The sequence below is a fragment of the Cryobacterium sp. AP23 genome, from assembly GCF_054075385.1.
In genome coordinates, this window is the sequence record NZ_CM133415.1 from 1,437,312 (window position 1) to 1,454,460 (window position 17,149).

Genomic DNA, 17,149 nt, shown 5'->3' on the forward strand with positions numbered 1-17,149 from the left:
ACCTGTCGGGGGCACGTGAGAACATGGAGCCATGCCGCCTTCCGCCTCCACGCCGCGTCCGGCGACAGCCGCGGCGGACTGGAAGTCGACGGTCGCCGCCCTGACCGGCGCCGACTCCCCCGACGGCCCTGCCACGCCGACGGGCGGGCCGGAGGCGCCGGACCGCACCCCGATGGGCTTGCTCTTCGAACTGCGCGAGCAGACGCCGCGCAACAACGACCGGTGGCGTGGCGCCACCGCCGTGCGCGCCTCGGCCACCCGGGCGCGCGCCGGCGCCTACCGGCTCGGCGTGCGGCCCGTCGTCCGCAGCGACTCCGGCAAGTGGGTGAAGTCCACCCTCACCTGGAGCAATGTGGGCTACCAGCTCAACCGGCTCAACCTCAACGTCGACCAGCACCGCTGGTTCTGCCAGTTCGTGCCGCTGCACCGCGTGGACAAGCCGGTCTACAACGGCCAGGACACCGAGTGGCTCTACCTGGACGAGTTCGAGAGCCCGCTGCTCTGGCACCTGCTCGCCGAGGCACAACGGCTCGGCATCGCCCTGGCCGGCAGCCACAAGGATGCCCAGGTCACGGTCGGACACTCCGCCGCCGTGACCCTCGACGCGGTCCTGACCGCGTCGGACCTCACCCTCACTCCCCGGCTCACCATCGACGGCGAGACGCATCCGGTCGTCGACGCCGGCGCCCTGGGCACGCACGGCGTCTATGCCTTCCGGCTCGGCGCCGATCCGGCGATCGTGCTCGCGCCGACCATCGAACCGCTCACCGCCGACCAGCGCCGCCTGCTCGGAGCGGCGGAGGCCGGCTCGCCCGACCTCGTCGTGCCGGCCGGCGAGGTGGACGAGTTCCTGGCCGGGTACTACCCGGCGCTGAGGCGCGGCGTTCCGGTCACCAGCGCGGATGCGTCGATCGAGTTCCCGCCCCCGCCGCCGCCGGTGCTCGTGCACACCGTGAGCTTCGAACCGAAGCAGGCCGTTCGGCTGGACTGGCAGTGGCAGGGCGACCGGGACGAGCTGGCCGAGGTCGATCTGCTCGACCGGGTGGCGACCGCGGTGCCGGGCCTCGCCGCACCGGACCCCGGCGCCCCGGCGGTGACCCTCACGGGCCTGCCGGCCGCGGAGTACACCGACAAGACCCTGCCCCGGCTCGACGGCGTCGCGGGCGTGCGGGTACAGCTGGTCGGCGACAGACCCGACTACCGCGAACTCACCGGCACCCCGCACCTCACCGTGACCACCCTGGAGACCGACAAGCGGGACTGGTTCGACCTGGGCGTGCTCGTGCACATCGACGGCCGCAGCATCCCGTTCAACCCGATCTTCACCGCCCTGGCCAAGAATAAGAAGAAGCTGCTGCTCAGCGACAACAGCTATCTCTCGCTGACCCAGCCGGTGTTCGATCGGCTGCGCGACCTGATCGAGGAGGCCAGGGGCCTGCAGGAGTGGGAGACGGGCCTCCGCATCAACCGGCACCAGGCCAGCCTGTGGAGCGACTTCGAAGACCTCGCCGACGAAACCGACCAGGCCGTGTCCTGGCGCGCTGCGGTCGGCGGCCTGCTGCAGCTCGAGCGCGGCGACGCCGGGGCGCTCCCCCGCGCCACCCCGCTGCCGGCCGGGCTGAACGCCACCCTGCGCCCGTACCAGGTGGACGGGTTCGAGTGGCTGGTCTTCCTCTGGGAACACGGGCTGGGCGGCATCCTCGCCGACGACATGGGACTCGGCAAGACCCTGCAGGTGCTGGCGCTGCTCAGCCACGCGGTGCAGAACCCCGCCGCGGCGCCCGGCGCTGGGCCCGGTGATGCCGATGCCGCGGAGCCCGCTGCCCCACGACCGTTCCTCGTCGTGGCCCCTACCTCCGTCGTCTCCAACTGGGTGGCCGAGGCCGCCCGCTTCACGCCGGGCCTGCGGGTGGCATCGGTAGCGAGCACCCAGGCCACCAGCGGGCGCTCCATCGCCGACCAGGCGCAGGACGTGGATGTGCTCGTCACCTCGTATGCCCTGTTCCGGCTCGATTTCGACGCCTACCAGGCGCTGGGCTGGGCCGGCCTGATCCTGGACGAGGCCCAGTTCGTGAAGAACCGCACCTCGCAGCTGTATCGCTCGGCCCTCTACATCGACGTGCCGTTCACCCTCGCGGTGACGGGCACCCCGATGGAGAACAACCTGCTCGAGCTCTGGGCGCTGTTCTCGATCGTGGCGCCGGGGCTGTTCCCCTCCGCGCGTCGGTTCACCGAGGAGTACCTGCGCCCGGCCGAGCGCAAGGTGCGCTCCCAACAGGAGCTGGTCACCAGGCTGCGGCGGCGCATCCGCCCACTGATGCTGCGCCGTACCAAGGATGTCGTGGCCCGCGACCTGCCGGCCAAGCAGGAGCAGGTGCTGCACATCGAGCTGGATCCTGCGCATCGCGAGATCTACGACACCTTCCTGCAGCGGGAGCGCCAGAAGCTGCTCGGGCTGATGGACGACCTCGAGGCCAACCGGTTCATCGTGTTCCGGTCGATCACCCTGCTGCGCATGCTGAGCCTGGATGCGTCGCTGGTCGACGACGAGTACGCCGGCGTGCCCTCCAGCAAGCTCGACGCGCTGCTCGAGCAGCTCGACGAGCTGGTCGCCGAGGGGCACCGGGCGCTGATCTTCAGCCAGTTCACCTCGTACCTGGCCCTCGCGGCGGCGCGGCTGGAGGAGCGCGGCATCCGCTACAGCTACCTTGACGGCTCCACCACCGACCGGCCCGGCGTGATCGACGCGTTCAAGACCGGCGACGACCCGGTGTTCCTGATCAGCCTGAAGGCCGGCGGGTTCGGCCTCAACCTCACCGAGGCCGACTACGTGTTCCTGCTCGACCCGTGGTGGAACCCGGCGAGCGAAAGCCAGGCCATCGACCGCACCCACCGGATCGGCCAGACCCGCAACGTGATGGTCTACCGGATGGTGGCCGCGGACACCATCGAGGAAAAAGTGATGGCCCTGAAGGAATCCAAGGCCAAGCTCACCCAGGCGGTCCTCGACGACGACAACCTCTTCGCCGAGTCGCTCACCCTCGACGACCTCCAGAACCTCCTCCAATAGTCCCCGAGCCGTGAGAAGGGCCCCGAAAACTCGAGGTTTTCGGGGCCCTTCTCACGGCTCGCGGGTTGCGGGACGGGTTACTTCACCAGCGCGAAGCCGCCGGTCCAGCCGGTGGTGCCGGCGGCGGCGAGGGTGAGCTGCAGGAAGCCGAGGGCCTCGAGCTCACGAGCGCGCTTGAGGGCGCCGGCGTCGACGGCGAGCACGCCACCGGCGACGAGAACGGCAATGAGGGCGTCCTTGGCGGAGGCGTCGTCACCGGCAACGAGCACGGTGGTGGGCGCGACGCCGTTGACGCCACCGGTGGCCAGGGTGGCCGCGAAGGTGGTGTTGAACGCCTTGAGCACGCGGGCGCCGGGAACCGTCTCGGCGATGACCTGCGCGGCCGAACCATCCGCCGGCACGACGAGCGAGTCGAAGGTGGCGAAGTCGAGCGGGTTGGTGATGTCGACGACGATCTTGCCGTCGAGCTGGCCCTGGTACTGGGCGAGCACACCGGCGACGGCCGGGTAGGGCAGGGCGAGAACCACGATGTCACCGGTGAGCGCGTCACCCGCGGCACCGGCGACGACGGATGCGCCGAGCGCGGCGGCAGCGGCCGCGGTCTTCTCGGCATCCTGCGCCAGCAGCTGAACGGATGCGCCGCCCTTCGCCGCGATTCCCGCGATGGCGGTGCCCATGTTGCCTGCTCCGATGATGCTGATGCTCGTCATGACGTACTCCCTCTCGCCTCGCGGCGATTGATTAGTTGTTGATACAAGTAATGTACCCCACTTTTACTTGTCGCGTCAACCAAAGTCTCAAAACCCTTGATAAGCTCTCTACATGGACACGAACGAGACCGCTGCCGCCGAGTGGCTGAGCCCCGCCCAGCTGCACGCCTGGCTGCGCTTCGTCGCCGTCGTGGAACTGGTGCCCGGCCTGCTCGACTCCCAGTTGCAGCGCGACTCGGACCTCAGCCACTTCGAGTACTACGTGCTCGCGATGCTCTCCGAAGCGCCCGACCAGACCCTGCGCATGACGGGGCTGTCCTCGATGACCAACTCCAGCCTCCCCCGGCTATCGCACGTGGTGAAGCGCCTCGAGGACCGCGGGCTCGTGCAGCGCAGCCCCTGCCCCACCGACCGACGAGCCACCAACGCCGCCCTCACCCCGGAGGGCTGGGCGGTGGTACGGGAAGCCGCGCCCGGGCATGTGCGCACGGTGCGGGAGAACGTGATCGACCCCCTCACCGACGAACAGGTGGCCCAGCTGGACGCCATCTCCAACCAGCTCCTGATGAAGCTCGACCCCACCAATCGGCTCAATCCGAAGGCCACTGAGGGAGCCTGAGCCATGCGGATCACCCGGCTGGAACCCGGCGAGGTGTTCGTGTTCGGCTCCAACGCGGCCGGGCTGCACTCCGCCGGCGCGGCCGCACTGGCGCACGAGAGGTTCGGCGCGGTCTGGGGCCAGGGCCATGGGCTGCACGGCCAGTCCTACGCGATCAACAGCATGAGCGGGCTGGGCATTCTGCGGATGGAGGTGGCCGGGTTCGTCGACTTCGCCGCCGACCACCCGGAGCTCAGGTTCCTCGTGACCGAGATCGGCTGCGGCATCGCCGGCTATACCCCCACCGAGGTCGCGCCGTTCTTCGCCGGTGCGGGCGAGAACGTGGTGCTGCCGGAGCGGTTCGCGGCGGAGCTCGAGCGCTGAGGCCGGCCTACCCTCGTCCTAACCTTCGACGAGCTCGATGAAGGCACTCAGTTGCGCGAGCGTGCCCGCGTTGTGCGGCAACGCATCCGTCAGCGCCGGCGAGTAGAGGAGGTACGCCGCCCACTGCGCGCGGGAGATCGCCACGTTCAGCCGGTTGGCCAGCAACAGGAACTCCAGCCCGCGCGGGACCTCTTCCGCGCTCGACGCGGCCAGGGACACGATGGCCACGGCCGCCTCCCGACCCTGGAACTTGTCGACGGTGCCCACCGACACGTCGTACCAGCCGGCGAGGGCGAGGTGCTGGCGGATGATCTCCACCTGGGCGTTGTACGGCGCCACCACGATCAGGTCGCCCTGGGCCAGCGGGGCCGTGCCCCCGTCGACGGTCCAGGCCCGGCCGAGCAGCGAACCGACGAGGTCGGTGACCGCCGCAGCCTCCTCGGGCGACGAGGTGGAGTTGTAGCTGTGCGGCACGGGAACCGGGTGCAGGCCGGGCTCGATGCCGTCGAGGAACCGGTCGGCGGCCTGGGACTCGAGCTTGCCCTCGTAGGAGAGGCGGGACACGTGCGCGCAGACCGCGGGGTGCATCCGCCAGCTCTTGGCCAGGAAGTAGCCGAGTTCGTCCGGCAGCACGTCGTGCCCGTCGGTGAGCCAGCCCAGCGCGGAGACGTCGACGGGCTCGGGGTGGGAGCCCTGGCTCACCTGCGGGAGCTGCTGCGGGTCGCCGAGCAGCAGCAGCCGGCGGGACGCCACGGCGGAGGCGATGGTGCTGGCCAGGGAGAACTGGCCGGCCTCGTCGATCACGAGCAGGTCGAGCGAGCCCGGTTCGATGCGGGTGGCGTTGCTGAAGTCCCAGGCGGTGCCGCCGAGCACGAAGCCGCCGGCCTGACCGGTGAACTCGGCGAACCGGTTCGGCGTCAGTGCGGTCCAGCCGTTCTCGCGGGGTTCCTCCCCCGCCTTGGCCTTCTTGCCGACGTGCCCGGCGGCCAGCCCGGCCTTGAGCACGGCGGAGAGCATGTTCTCCACCGTGGCGTGCGACTGGGCGACGACGCCGACCTTCCAGCCGTGGTCGCGCACGAGTTCGGCGATGACCCGGGAGCCGGTGTAGGTCTTGCCGGTGCCGGGCGGGCCCTGCACCGCCAGGTAGGACCGGTCCAGGGTGAGCAGGCTGTCCCGAATGGCGGTGGTGATGTTCCCGTCGACGGTCGAGCCTGTCGAGACCCCGCTGGTCGAGCCTGTCGAGACCCGGCGCGGCGGTTGCCGACGCAGAATGTCCAGCGCGGCATCCGGCAGCATCGCCGGCAGGGCGTCGAGCACCCGCTGGCCCCATGCGGCGATCGCGGGCACCTGGGTGCCGGGCGGCGGCGGGGTGGCCGGGGTGAGCGCCATCGGCAGGTGGTCGTAGGGGTCGATGCCCGTGCCGAGTTTCTCGGTGACGTAGAGGACCTCTTCGCCGGTGGCCTCGTCGACGAGCCCGGTGATCTCGGTGCGTTCGTGCGCCACCCGGGAGCCGGGCTCGCCGGTGGCTGCGAGCGGCGGATACGGCGCGTCGTAGAGCAGGAAGGGCCGCTGGCCGAGCTTGAGCGAGCTGCCCGGCGCGGGCTCGCCGTCGATGCGGAGGACCCGGGAGAGGTTGCGGTCCCGGCCCACCAGCGTCCAATCGCGGGCCACGGTGACCTGTTCCACGATCAGCACGTCGCGGGTGGCGGACCACTCGTCGACGGGGTTGCGCAACCGGTCGAAGTGTTCCTGCCAGAACTTCTTGCCCTCCCGGCGGTGGTAGTCGATCGCGGCGGAGGCCAGCGCTATGGCCGTCTGGTCTGGGGTGCGGTCGCCGGGCGCCGCATCCGCCACCTCGGCGGCCAGCGCCAGGTAGACCGGGCTGGGTTCCCGCACCGGGATGTCCAGCTCGAGGTCGCGGGCGGCGGCACGGGGCACACCGGCCTCGTCGGCGCGGGCGAGCAGCCAGTCGCGCAGCCGCAGGGTGGAGAGGCAGTCGTACTCGTTGTAGTCGGCGATGTCGTCGAGCATGGCCTGGGCGACATCCGTCTGACCCGCCCTGAGCAGGTCGCGGGAGTCGGCGTAGGCGGTGATGGAGTCGACGGCGTTGTCGACGCCCTCGCGGTGGTCGTCGCCCATGTAGAGCGGTTCAAGCTTCTTGATCGAGTAGCTGTGCGACCCCACCCGCAGGCTCTTCTTCACGACCGGGTAGAGGTCGACGAGCACGTTGTCGCGGAGCAGGTCGTCGACGGCGTCTTCGCCGACGCCGTGCCGGGCGGCCAGCGCGAGCAGGTGGGTGCGTTCGTAGGCGGCGTAGTGGTAGATGTGCAGGTGGGGGTACGTCGCGCGACGCTCGGCGACGTAGGCGAGGAAGTCGATCAGCGCCTGGCGTTCCTCGGCGTAGTCGTGCGCCCAGAACGCGCGGAAGGTGCCGTCGGTCTCGATCAGGCCGAAGAGGTAGTCCAGGCCCCACTCGACCCGGTCCACCCCAGCAGTGGTCTCGCTGTAGAGCGGGTCGCCCTCGAAGTCGAAGAAGATGTCGCCGGCGTCGGGCTCTGGGAGGGCGCCGAGGGCCACCGGGTTGTAGACCTCGAAGGCGGGCGCGTCGGCGTGGCCGGGCTCCCCGGCGGCGAGCTGGCGGGACTGCAGCTGCAGCCGGGCCTGGGCGCGCAGGGCGCCCACGGTGGCATCGACCAGGCCGTCGACCGGCCCGGAGCTGACGGCCAGGGCCTCGATCGTGGTCAACCCGGCCTCCAGCAGGTGCCGGCGCTGGGTGAGCCGCATCCCGGCGACGAGGAGCACGTCGCGGTGGGCCTCCACCTCGATGGCGCAGGCGGCGCAGCGGCCGCAGGCGGTGTAGCGGGGGTCGCCCCACGGGGTGGGCTCGGGGTCGGCCACCCGTTCGTCGATGAGTCGCTCCAGCCGGGCGCGGCGCTTGCGGTAGACCGGCAGGATGTCGCGCAGCCGGTGCGTGCTGGTGCGCCCGTCGCCGAGGAGCAGGTGCACGTTCTCGCCGGTGGGGATGCCGAGCCGGTCGAGCTGGTCGCTGTACGCGGCCACCTGCAGCAGCGCGGTGATCTTGGCGGAACGGGCGAGCTTGGTGTCGTAGACCTCGTAGGTGGGCGCGGCGCTGCCATCCTCATCACCGGCCACGTCGATGCGCATGATGAAGTCGGCGAATCCGACGAACCGGCCGTCGAAGAAGGTGGCCTGGAAGAGTACGTCGGCGCCGGCCCGGAAGGCGTCTGCGGTGACGGCGGCGGCCTGCGGCAGGTCCTGCATGGACGGTCGGGGAAACTCGACCACCTGGCGGGTGCGTTTGAGGGTCTCCAGGTAGCGAAGTTCGTGCTCGTCGCCGAGCGCGCCGGCCCGGCGCAGCATGGCGTCGCCGTCATCGGGCACGCTGTCGATGCGGCCGAGCTTGCTGTCGAGTTTCCGCATCAGCGCCCACTCGCAACCCGCTGCAGCGCCGAGGTCGCTCGCACTGAAAATCACTGTCGAATCGAGCAAGAACACGAAGGCGCCTCCACCTGCTGGGATGTGGTCAGGTTACCGGAGACCACCGACACGGCGGGGCTACGCTTAGCGGGTGACCACTGCTCTCATCCACGAACCGGATGCCTCCCGCTACGCCCTCTACATCGACGGCGAACTCGCCGCCCTCGCCGACTATGCCGTGCGGGGCGACACGGTGTCGTTCCACCACACCTTCACCGACCCGCACCGCCGCGGCCAGGGCCTGGCCGGCCAGGTGGTGGAGTTCGCGATGGACGACGTCGAGGCCACGAGCAACCGTGCCGTCGCGCCGGACTGCTGGTACGTGGCCCGATGGTTCGACAAGCATCCGGAACGCGCCGCCCTCTTGCGGGTACGCGGCTGACCCACCCGCATCGGGTCAGATCGAGAACTCGCCGCCGGGAAGGGTGCCGCCGGCGGCATCCGACACGCTGTCGGTACGCGCCTTCGCGTCGCCGTACGACGAGGTGACCAGGATCGGCATGTGGTCGCTCGTGCCGCGCGGCAGGGTCTCGACGCTGTCGATGGTGAGCCCGACGGAGGTGGCCAGGTCGAAGTGGCCGCGGAAGAACTTGTACCGCGTGTAGGTGCGGCTGTCGCTGAGGGTGAGGTCGTACCCGGAGAGCTCCACCTGGGCGCTGAGGTGCTTCTTGAAGATCGGGTAGTTGTAGTCGCCCACCATCAGGGTCGGCAGGTTCGGGCCGAGCACGGCGAGTTCCTCGTGCGCCGACTTGATCTGGTTGCGGCGCAGCGAGTTCAACGCGGTCAACGGTGCCGCGTGGAACGATGCCACGACCAGTTCCCGGTCGGCGACGATGTCGTGCAGCCGGGTGCCGATCAGTCGCTCGTGCGCGGGAGTGAGCACCCGGTCGTGCAGCGACTTCTTCAGCGCGAAGGTCTGCGTCTTCTGGGCCGTGAAGCGGTCCCGGCGGTAGTACACCGCCAGACCCAGCCGGTTGCGGGTGGTGGAGTCCGCGAGGTGCAGCAGGCCGACCTCTGCCGGCAGAGCGAGGGTGTCGCATTCCTGCAGGCACAACAGGTCGGGGTCGTACTCCTCGGCGAGTGCGATGAGTTCCCCGCTGGCACGGTTCTTGCGGAGGTTGTAGCTGATGACCTTCACGTCAGACCTATCTTGAGATTCGGTGATGAGAGTTCAAGCCTACGTTCGCGCCGCACCGAATACCGCATCGGGTGCCGGGTCAGGGCCGCGCTGGTACCGTGTATTCAGCCCGGCGGTCGCGCCCGGGCGCCACCGATTGGATGCCTGCCCCGTGAAAAACTGGACGTTCACCACCTACACGATCGCCGCGTTCTCCTGCAGCGGCCTGGCCGTGCTGCTCCTGATCGTCAACGCCGCCACCGGCAACCAGTTCCTCTCCGTGCTCCTTCCCATCGCCGTGGTCGCCCTCGTGGTCGGCGGCATCCTCTCGATCCGCGCCCGCCTGCTGCGCTACCGCGAACGGGACATCACCAAGCGCTGACCGGCCCGCGGCCGCCATATCCAGGCGTCGGCAACCCTGCTACCGTCCCCTGCATCGGGCGTCCGCCCGCCCCGGCACGCTGCCGGGCGGCGCCAGGACCCCGCACAGCCGGGGAGCCCACCGCCATGACCGATACGCCGCCGCACGGCCGCCCGCGGCCGCCGATGGACCGTTCGGCCGCGGGCCCGCCCAGCCCGCCACCGCCCAGCCCGCCAGTGCCCAACCAGCAGCCGCCCAGCGCCGGTCCGCCGGCCGCCGGCCAGGGGCCGGCACCGCTCTGGCGCACCCTGCTCTACATCCTCGTGCCGACGGTGGGCGTGCTGCTGCTGGTTGCGGCGTTCTTCTTCGCCCTCTCCGGCCGGAGCGGCCCGGTGGACCTCGGCGCCGACGAAACGCCGGGCACCAGCCTGCTCGTGCAGATCCCCAACACCGCGGTCACCCTCGAACCCAGTGCCGACGACCAGGTGCATGTGCGTATGACGGGCTCCTTCTTCGGCAACGCACCCACTCTCACGGTGCGCACAGAGGGCGGCGTCACCGAGGTGCGCGGCGGCTGCCGCAGCCAGCTGTTCTCCCGCTGCTCCATCACCGTCGCCGTGCAACTGCCGCGCTCCCTGCCGACAACCGTCGACGGTGAGAATGGTCGCATCACGGCATCCGGGCTCACCGGACGGCTCACCCTGGGCACCACCAACGGCACCATCGAGGCCGACGGCACGGTGGGCCGGGTCGACCTGCAGACCACCAACGGCGACATCCGCGTCACCGACGCCGTCTCCAAGACCGTGCAGGCGACAACCACCAACGGGTCGGTCGAGCTGGCCTTCGTGGATGCGCCGGACGCCGTCGACGCCGACAGCACCAACGGGTCACTCACCGTGCGGGTACCCGTCTCCGGGGTCTCGTACCTGGTGACCGCTCAGACCACTAACGGCTCGGTGGATGCGGAGTCGGTGCCCTCCGACAGCACCTCGCGTCGCTCGATCACCGCCCGGACCACCAACGGCGGCATCACGATCGAGGCCACCCGCTGAGCGCCGGCCGGACGGGGGCGGGATCTGGCAGGATGGCGGGATGAGTGAGCAGCAGAAGAGCTCCGTCGTCGCCGTCAGCCGGGACGACAAGCACCGGTTCAGCAAGCCCGTCGTGCCGAGCATCCGCCTGCTCGCCGGCTACGGCATCGAGGGTGACTCGCACGCCGGCCCCACCACCCAGCACCGCTACCTGATCCGCACCGACCCCACCCGGGCCAACCTCACCCAGGTGCACCTGGTGCGCTCCGAACTCTTCGACGAGCTCGCGGCCGACGGGTTCGAGGTCTCGGCCGGGCAGCTCGGCGAGAACATCACCACCGCCGGGCTCGACCTGCTGGCGCTGCCGCTCGGCACCCGCCTGCACCTCGGCGCCGACGCCGTCGTCGAGGTCACCGGCATCCGCGACCCCTGCTCGATGATCGACAAGTTCCAGCCGGGCCTCAAGGGCGTGCTCAAGACCAAGGATGACGCCGGCCTGGTGCTTCGCCGGGCGGGCATCATGGGCATCGTCGTCGCCGACGGCACGGTGGCCCCCGGCGACGCCCTGCGGGTGGAGCTGCCCGCCGGCGAACACCTCCCGCTCGGCGTCGTCTGACCCCCAATCCCCGGCATCGACGTGCCGCAAAATGCCCCTTCGACGCGCGTGAAGGGGCACTTTCCCGCAATTCAACGAGGCCGGGGATGGGCTCAGGGCGGCGGGCGGATGCGCTCAGGCCCGGCGGGCCCGCCAGCGGCGGTGCGCGTACGGTTGGCCGGGTGACTCTGCAGGCAGGTCGATCCCGGAGAACGGCTCCCCGGTGCGCAGCAGCGTGCCGGCCGCACCGAACCCGATGATCAGGTCGTCGATCGTGCGCCGCAGCTCCTCGGCGTGGAACAGCCCGGTGAGCAGGCTCACGGTCAGCCGGGTGCCGTCGGGCACCGGCGCTGTCCACACGGCGATCTTCGCGTAGCCGTACGGCTTGCCGGCCAGCCGGAGGATCAACGGCAGCCCGGCGATCTCGGAGAGGAACTCCGTCAGCAGGGTGCCGTACTGGTACTGGGCCACGCCGTCGACGACCTCCCCGACCGGCGTGTACCGGTGCCGGGCCATTGCCACCCGGGCGCTCTCGTGCGCGCCGGCGGCGTCGACGGATACCTCGATCCAGCGGGCCGGCAGGTGCTGGGTCGCATTCCGGGCGCGCGATTCGGCGCTCACCTGCTGGCTACCGCCGCCCGGCGCATCCGCTGGTCTAGAGCTCTTCGGTGGGGTGGAACCACGGCGGGTACACGGCGACCTTGGGCTTGTGGCTCAGGGTGGCCAGCACCGGCTTGACCGCGTCCCGCACCCGGTCGTTGGCGACACCGATGAGGGTGATCAGGCCGAACGGGAACTCCCCCGGCACGAGCAGCTCGGCCTTGAGGATGGTGTCGGAGTCGAGGTCGGCGCGGAGCGATCGCAGCAGCGTGTCGGCCGCGTCGGGGGTGGAGCCGAAGCGGGTGGCGGTGAACGCGGCGTCGCCATCCGTCACGGCGAACGGGGTGGCCGCGTCGTCGGCGGCCTGCGCGTCGAGCACCTTCTTCACCGTGGAGACGAGGATGACGAAGTCGAACGCCGCGGCGTCGTGCGCGTTGTCGGACAGGCGCGGGTCGAGGGACTGCGCGCGGATGTTCTCCCAGACCAGGGCGTTGGGCGAGAGGAAGAACGGCACGTGGTCGGCGACGGCGAGGCTGTCCGGGCCGGCGACCTGCGTCTGGCGGCGGGCGTCCCGGTTCGCGGACGACGAGATGTCGACGACGGGGCGGCTCTCCCAGTCGTCGCTGGTGTCGGCCAGCAGTCGGCCGGTGGCGAGGATGCCGGGCAGGTTGCGGATGTGGGTGAGGTGGTAGATGCGCTGTTCGCCGACATTGTCGTCGTGGCGCTTGGTCTTGGCGGTGCCGGTGGTGATGGGCGCGGCGACGGTGCGCAGCGCGGTGGGCGCCTCAGGGGTGCGTGCGCGGCTGGCGCGCGGGGCTCGGGCGACGGGCACGGTCGATGCGACGGGGGCGGCGGGTGGAAAACACAGGGCACACAGCTCCCCGTCCAGTCCGTGGATGCATTCCTCGTTCACAACTCAACCTCTCGTGTACGCAAGCTCGCTGGGCGTCGGGTTCGACGCACGCGTGCCTACCTATCTAAGTTACGGTCATTTCGGCGGCAGTGGTGACACAACCGGGGCCATCCGGGGGTGTTCCGGGGTCAATTCGGGAACGATCCGGGCGTAATCGGAGGCTGCGGACCTCCCGGGCGGTCCGCCGCTACTCCATCGAGAAGTCGGCGAAGTCGAAACCGGGCGACACCAGGCAGCTCGCCAGCGCGTCCTCCTCGCCGGGCAGGGTGCGCTGCCAGACGTTCGCGCCGATGAGCACCTGGGTGCGCTCACCGCGCAACAGCCGGCCGCCGAGCACCGGGCTCTCATCGGGGTCCGGCTCGTCGCCGTCGCCACCCAGTTCCAACTGCACCGCGCCCTGGCCGTTCCAGATCCAGATCTCGCTCGACGCCACCCGGTGCCACGCCGAGGACTCCCCCGCCGGCAGCAGGAAGTGGATGAGCGTGGCCGCCGGCCGCACCCGCTCGCTGCCGTCGGCATCCGTGAGCGTCACCGGCACCGGCGACGTCCAGGTGCGCCGGTACCAGCCGCCCTCCGGGTGCGGTTCGAGGCCGAGCTCCACCGCCAGCGCTGGGCGCTCGAGCCGTTCGATGAACTCCCCGTCGGCGGTGCGGCGGACCGCGAGGCGGCTGTTCTGGTCGGGTGCGGCCATCGGAGGTCTCCAAATCAGGGGGTAGGGGGCATAACTCCTGCAATTCTCCCTGACCGCCGAGCCCGGCCGCGTCGTTTCGCGGATGCCGCGCGGCCGCGGCGAATCCAGCAGGAGTTATGCCCAACCGAAGACTGGGCCGGCCCAGGTGGCCAGGCCGACGAGCACCAGGAAAACGCCGAGCAGCAGCACCGTGATGACGGTGATCAACGGCATGTTCCGCACCAGCCACGCGCGCAGCCGCTCCAGCCGGCCCCGCACCGCCATTCCCCCGAACGCGTACGCGACCACCGGGCCGAGCATGGTGATGGACGCCAACGCCGTGAACACCGCCACCGAGACCACGATCCCGGCGGGGTCGGCATGGGCGCCGAGGATGATCACCCCGGCAGCGGCGGCCATCACTAGGTTCTTCGGCCGGAACGCCGCATAGCCGACCCCGATCATGGTCGCCCTGGCCGGGGTGAGCCGGTCCAGCGCGCTCAGCCAACGCGGCAGCGGCACCTCCGCTCCGCGGCTCGGCCGGTCGTGCCACTGCACGAGCCCCAGCACGATCAGGGCGATGCCGAGCAGCAGCGGAACCAGGACCTGCAGCGCCCGGGTGCCCCCGGCCCGGTCGTGCGGCAGCAGCGACGACAGCAACGCGAGCAGGGTGGCCGCGATCAGCACCCCCACGAACCAACCGATGCTGAAGCCCGCGGCCGCCCGGAACCCGCCGGGCGCCAGCAGCATCAGCAGCAACGCGGCCAGCGGCAGCGGGCTCAGCGCGATGGTCAGCGCCAGCGGCAGCAGCTGCCCCCACTCATCCATGTCGACGCCTCCCTCTTGCGGCGACGAGGTCAGCCGGACCAGATTGTCGAACGCCGTGGCCGCCGGTTCGCGGAGACGTCGACCGTGGCGACGAGCACGAACAGGGCGTGCAGCGCCACGAGGAGCCGGGCACCGGTGCCGAAAGCCAGCATGCGTTCTCCCTGGTGGTGCGCCTGGCCGGAGCCGGGCGGATGGACTCGAGGTGAACGTACACCGGTCGCGAATGCGGCGGGGCTGCACCGCCCATCCGTCGTGCGGTCGCAGGTTGCCTCCGGCGGGTTCTGGAACTACATTGCAGCGTGAATCTGGAAGGTGATTCCCATGCCGTCCCACTCCCCTGCCCGGCTCCTGCTGACCGTGACGGCGCTGCTCGTCCTGGTCGGATGCACCATCGTCACCCCGAACACCGCCTCGCCGTCTGGCACCGCCCAGCCCGGTGCGCTCGTGGGCACCTGGGTGATCGACCAGACGTTCGACAGCCCCGAGCAGCCGTATGTCTCCTTTGTGCAGGACAACACCTGGAGCGCTTCCGACGGGTGCAACCGGGTGCAGGGCACCTGGGACCTCGCCGCCGACGGCACGCTCACAACCACGTCCGGGCCGCAGACGATGATGGCCTGCGACGGCGCCCAGCTGCCGCTCGCGGTGACCAGGGGAACCCGGGTGGAGGTCGACGGCGACACCCTCACCATCCACAGTTCGTTCGACTCGACGGTGACGACGCTGGTGCGCTCCACCGACAGCACCGTCGGGCCGCAAGGCCGCCCGATCGGCTACTGGGTCGAGTCCAACACGCCCACGGCGCCGTTCCTGTCGATCCAGGCGGACGGCAGCTACTCCGGCAACGACGGCTGCAACGCCTTGACGGGAAGGTGGGAGCAGGCCGACGACGAGGCGATCCTCTTCACGGCCGCCGCGACGACGCTGATGGCCTGTGAGGGCGTGGACACCTGGCTGAACCTGGCCGCGCAGGGCCGGGTGCAGGCCGGGGTGATGACCCTGCAATCGGCCGACGGCACGGTCCTGGGTCAACTGCGCTCCCGGTGACGAGATACCGATATCGCTGAGAATCGCTGAGACCAAGGAGTCCTCGCATGGGCACGTACCCGATCACCATCGTGGCCGTCCTGGCCGGCGCGATCGCGCTGATCTTCCTGCTGCGCTTCGGCATCCGCCAGAACGCGGCCGCGGCCGCCGTCGACCCGAATCCGGATGCGACGGGGGCGCTGGCCGTGCTCAGCTTTGTCCTGGCTCTGATTCTGCCCCTGGTGGGGGTGGTGCTGGCGCATGTCACGCTGTCCCGGATCGCACACGGCCAGGCCAGCGGGCGTTCATTCGCGTACGCGGCCCTGTGGGTGGGCTACGTGTTGCTCGCACTGGAACTCGCGGTTGTCATCTTCCTCTACCAGAACAACTACTGGACCTGACGGGCAGAACCGCGAGGGATCAGTACCAGTTCATCGCCTGCGAGTGCGACCAGGCGGCGCAGGGGGTGCCGTAGGACGCGTTGATGTAGTCCAGGCCCCAGGAGATCTGGGTGGTGGCGTTCGTGGCCCAGTCCGAGCCGGCCGACGCCATCTTGCTGCCGGGCAGGGCCTGCGGGATGCCCGTGGCGCCGCCGTTGTCGTTGTAGGCGGTGTAGGACCAGCCGGACTCCTTCTGCCACAGCTGCGCGAGGCAGGAGAACTGGCTTTCGCCCCAGCCGTAGCGGGAGGCGGCGAGGCTCGCGGCGGTGGACTTGGCCCCGTCGATCGTGTTGCCGGCGGCGAGGGCCTCCGCGGCGGCCTGCGCCTCGGCGGCGGCCTGGGCTTCGGCAGCGGCCTGGGCCTCCGCGGCGGCGACGGCGGCACGGTCGGCCTCGGCGGCGGCGGCCTGCACGGCGGCGGCCTGCTCGACGGCCTGGCTGGTGAGATCACTCACCTCGTCGAGCGGCATCGAGATGTAGCCAGCCAGGGAGCTGGTCGTTTCCGACAGCGCCGTCGCATCCACCTTGTTGGCGGCGGCATCGAGCGCGCTGTCGGCGTTGTACAGGGCCACGGATGCGGCGAGGTGCGCCTTGCTGACCTCGGCGGCCTTGGCGGCCTTGGCGGCGGCACGTTCGTCGCGGACCTGCTGGGCCTGCTGCTCCTGCTCGGCGACGGCGGACTGCACGGTGAAGCCGGTGCCGGTCAGGGCGCCGGCGACCACGAGTCCGCCGGCGATGATGGCGAGGCGACGGCGGCTGCCGGTGCGAGTCCTGCGCTCGGCGCGGGTGTCGTCAGTGGTGGGCTGGGGGGTTTTCGAGGTGAGGGGGCGCATACGCTTCCAGGTGGCGTGAGGCATCATGGGTGGCGGATGCTCACTGATCGGGGCCGACGCGCGCGGGTCGGCGCGGACAAGTCGTCTACACTGCACAAAGTTTCTGCACAAACCCTCATCTTTCCCTGTCAAACCCATGTGAACGTATGCACACGTTTGCACCTGGATCCCGCCGGTTGCGGGGCATCCGCGCCGCTTTGGTAGCGTGGAACGATGTCCAGTTCAGCCCAGACTCCCCAGCCCGAGCACACCCCCACCAGCGCCGGTGACGCCTCCGTCAGCGCCGACCGCCTGATCGCGATCATCCACGAGATCAACGAGGTCGATGTGGCCGCGTCCTCCCTCGCCGACCGGTCCGCCGTGGTCGAGCTGCTCGAGGTCACCACCGATGAGCAGCGCTCCAGCCTGCTGCTCGCCCTGTTGCTTGAACGGCTGCGCGCCGGCGCCTGAGTTTCCCAGCTTGTAAACTCGCA

At 70.4% G+C, this 17,149-nt stretch carries 19 protein-coding genes; 10 read left to right on the top strand and 9 right to left on the bottom strand.

Features of this window, described 5'->3' with window-relative positions; all coding sequences use genetic code 11:
• The first annotated feature begins 31 nt into the window (after positions 1 to 31).
• Positions 32 to 3,070 (top strand): DEAD/DEAH box helicase, encoded by a 3,039-nt coding sequence (locus tag ACU5E9_RS06770; protein WP_456812851.1) that lies wholly within the window; start codon positions 32 to 34, stop codon positions 3,068 to 3,070.
• Positions 3,071 to 3,147: 77 nt separating this feature from the next.
• On the opposite strand, the gene ACU5E9_RS06775 is transcribed toward ACU5E9_RS06770, so the two are convergent.
• Positions 3,148 to 3,780, bottom strand: a complete 633-nt coding sequence (locus ACU5E9_RS06775) for an NADPH-dependent F420 reductase (RefSeq protein ID WP_456812852.1) — start codon at positions 3,778 to 3,780, stop codon at positions 3,148 to 3,150.
• A gap of 112 nt (positions 3,781 to 3,892) precedes the next feature.
• On the opposite strand from ACU5E9_RS06775, the gene ACU5E9_RS06780 reads away from it, so the two are divergent.
• Together ACU5E9_RS06780 and ACU5E9_RS06785 are read left to right on the top strand one after the other, a co-directional pair.
• Positions 3,893 to 4,399, top strand: a complete 507-nt coding sequence (locus ACU5E9_RS06780) for a MarR family winged helix-turn-helix transcriptional regulator (RefSeq protein ID WP_456812853.1) — start codon at positions 3,893 to 3,895, stop codon at positions 4,397 to 4,399.
• 3 nt (positions 4,400 to 4,402) lie between these two features.
• On the top strand, positions 4,403 to 4,762 hold the full coding sequence (locus ACU5E9_RS06785; RefSeq protein WP_456812854.1) for an A1S_2505 family phage non-structural protein: 360 nt from the start codon (positions 4,403 to 4,405) through the stop codon (positions 4,760 to 4,762).
• A gap of 18 nt (positions 4,763 to 4,780) precedes the next feature.
• Here the strand turns inward: ACU5E9_RS06785 and ACU5E9_RS06790 are convergent, their stop codons facing one another.
• Positions 4,781 to 8,203, bottom strand: a complete 3,423-nt coding sequence (locus tag ACU5E9_RS06790; RefSeq protein WP_456812855.1) for a TM0106 family RecB-like putative nuclease — start codon at positions 8,201 to 8,203, stop codon at positions 4,781 to 4,783.
• 148 nt (positions 8,204 to 8,351) lie between these two features.
• On the opposite strand from ACU5E9_RS06790, the gene ACU5E9_RS06795 reads away from it, so the two are divergent.
• Positions 8,352 to 8,642 carry a GNAT family N-acetyltransferase gene (locus ACU5E9_RS06795; RefSeq protein ID WP_456812856.1) on the top strand — a complete coding sequence of 97 codons (291 nt, stop codon included), beginning with the start codon at positions 8,352 to 8,354 and terminating at the stop codon, positions 8,640 to 8,642.
• A 15-nt stretch (positions 8,643 to 8,657) separates the two neighbouring features.
• On the opposite strand, the gene ACU5E9_RS06800 is transcribed toward ACU5E9_RS06795, so the two are convergent.
• Positions 8,658 to 9,398 carry an endonuclease/exonuclease/phosphatase family protein gene (locus tag ACU5E9_RS06800; RefSeq protein ID WP_456812857.1) on the bottom strand — a complete coding sequence of 247 codons (741 nt, stop codon included), beginning with the start codon at positions 9,396 to 9,398 and terminating at the stop codon, positions 8,658 to 8,660.
• A gap of 151 nt (positions 9,399 to 9,549) precedes the next feature.
• Between ACU5E9_RS06800 and ACU5E9_RS06805 the strand changes: the two genes are divergently transcribed.
• The 3 genes from ACU5E9_RS06805 to ACU5E9_RS06815 all read left to right on the top strand — a co-directional run bounded on the left by ACU5E9_RS06805 (position 9,550) and on the right by ACU5E9_RS06815 (position 11,388).
• Complete coding sequence (locus ACU5E9_RS06805) at positions 9,550 to 9,759, top strand: hypothetical protein (RefSeq protein ID WP_456812858.1); 210 nt, start codon at positions 9,550 to 9,552, stop codon at positions 9,757 to 9,759.
• Between the two features lie 125 nt (positions 9,760 to 9,884).
• Positions 9,885 to 10,793, top strand: a complete 909-nt coding sequence (locus tag ACU5E9_RS06810; RefSeq protein WP_456812859.1) for a DUF4097 family beta strand repeat-containing protein — start codon at positions 9,885 to 9,887, stop codon at positions 10,791 to 10,793.
• Positions 10,794 to 10,833: 40 nt separating this feature from the next.
• Positions 10,834 to 11,388, top strand: coding sequence for an MOSC domain-containing protein (locus ACU5E9_RS06815; protein WP_456812860.1), 555 nt, complete (start codon positions 10,834 to 10,836; stop codon positions 11,386 to 11,388).
• 114 nt (positions 11,389 to 11,502) lie between these two features.
• Here the strand turns inward: ACU5E9_RS06815 and ACU5E9_RS06820 are convergent, their stop codons facing one another.
• From ACU5E9_RS06820 to ACU5E9_RS06840, 5 genes are all read right to left on the bottom strand, one after another.
• Positions 11,503 to 11,988, bottom strand: coding sequence for a hypothetical protein (locus ACU5E9_RS06820; protein WP_456812861.1), 486 nt, complete (start codon positions 11,986 to 11,988; stop codon positions 11,503 to 11,505).
• A gap of 34 nt (positions 11,989 to 12,022) precedes the next feature.
• Positions 12,023 to 12,799: a DUF4433 domain-containing protein gene (locus ACU5E9_RS06825; RefSeq protein WP_456812862.1), complete on the bottom strand. Its 777-nt coding sequence runs from the start codon at positions 12,797 to 12,799 to the stop codon at positions 12,023 to 12,025.
• Between the two features lie 268 nt (positions 12,800 to 13,067).
• Complete coding sequence (locus tag ACU5E9_RS06830; protein WP_456812863.1) at positions 13,068 to 13,571, bottom strand: cupin domain-containing protein; 504 nt, start codon at positions 13,569 to 13,571, stop codon at positions 13,068 to 13,070.
• Positions 13,572 to 13,685: 114 nt separating this feature from the next.
• Positions 13,686 to 14,378, bottom strand: coding sequence for a GAP family protein (locus tag ACU5E9_RS06835; protein ID WP_456812864.1), 693 nt, complete (start codon positions 14,376 to 14,378; stop codon positions 13,686 to 13,688).
• 29 nt (positions 14,379 to 14,407) lie between these two features.
• A complete protein-coding gene (locus tag ACU5E9_RS06840) occupies positions 14,408 to 14,530 on the bottom strand; it encodes a hypothetical protein (RefSeq protein ID WP_456812865.1) in 123 nt (40 codons plus the stop codon).
• A 169-nt stretch (positions 14,531 to 14,699) separates the two neighbouring features.
• On the opposite strand from ACU5E9_RS06840, the gene ACU5E9_RS06845 reads away from it, so the two are divergent.
• Complete coding sequence (locus tag ACU5E9_RS06845) at positions 14,700 to 15,425, top strand: META domain-containing protein (protein ID WP_456812866.1); 726 nt, start codon at positions 14,700 to 14,702, stop codon at positions 15,423 to 15,425.
• A gap of 47 nt (positions 15,426 to 15,472) precedes the next feature.
• A complete protein-coding gene (locus ACU5E9_RS06850) occupies positions 15,473 to 15,805 on the top strand; it encodes a DUF4190 domain-containing protein (RefSeq protein ID WP_456812867.1) in 333 nt (110 codons plus the stop codon).
• A gap of 19 nt (positions 15,806 to 15,824) precedes the next feature.
• Here the strand turns inward: ACU5E9_RS06850 and ACU5E9_RS06855 are convergent, their stop codons facing one another.
• The gene (locus ACU5E9_RS06855) at positions 15,825 to 16,676 is read right to left on the bottom strand and encodes an aggregation-promoting factor C-terminal-like domain-containing protein (RefSeq protein WP_456812868.1); all 852 of its coding nucleotides are present in this window, start codon (positions 16,674 to 16,676) and stop codon (positions 15,825 to 15,827) included.
• 213 nt (positions 16,677 to 16,889) lie between these two features.
• Here ACU5E9_RS06855 and ACU5E9_RS06860 point away from each other — a divergent pair, with 213 nt between their 5' ends.
• A complete protein-coding gene (locus ACU5E9_RS06860; protein ID WP_456812869.1) occupies positions 16,890 to 17,126 on the top strand; it encodes a hypothetical protein in 237 nt (78 codons plus the stop codon).
• The last annotated feature ends 23 nt before the right edge of the window (positions 17,127 to 17,149 follow it).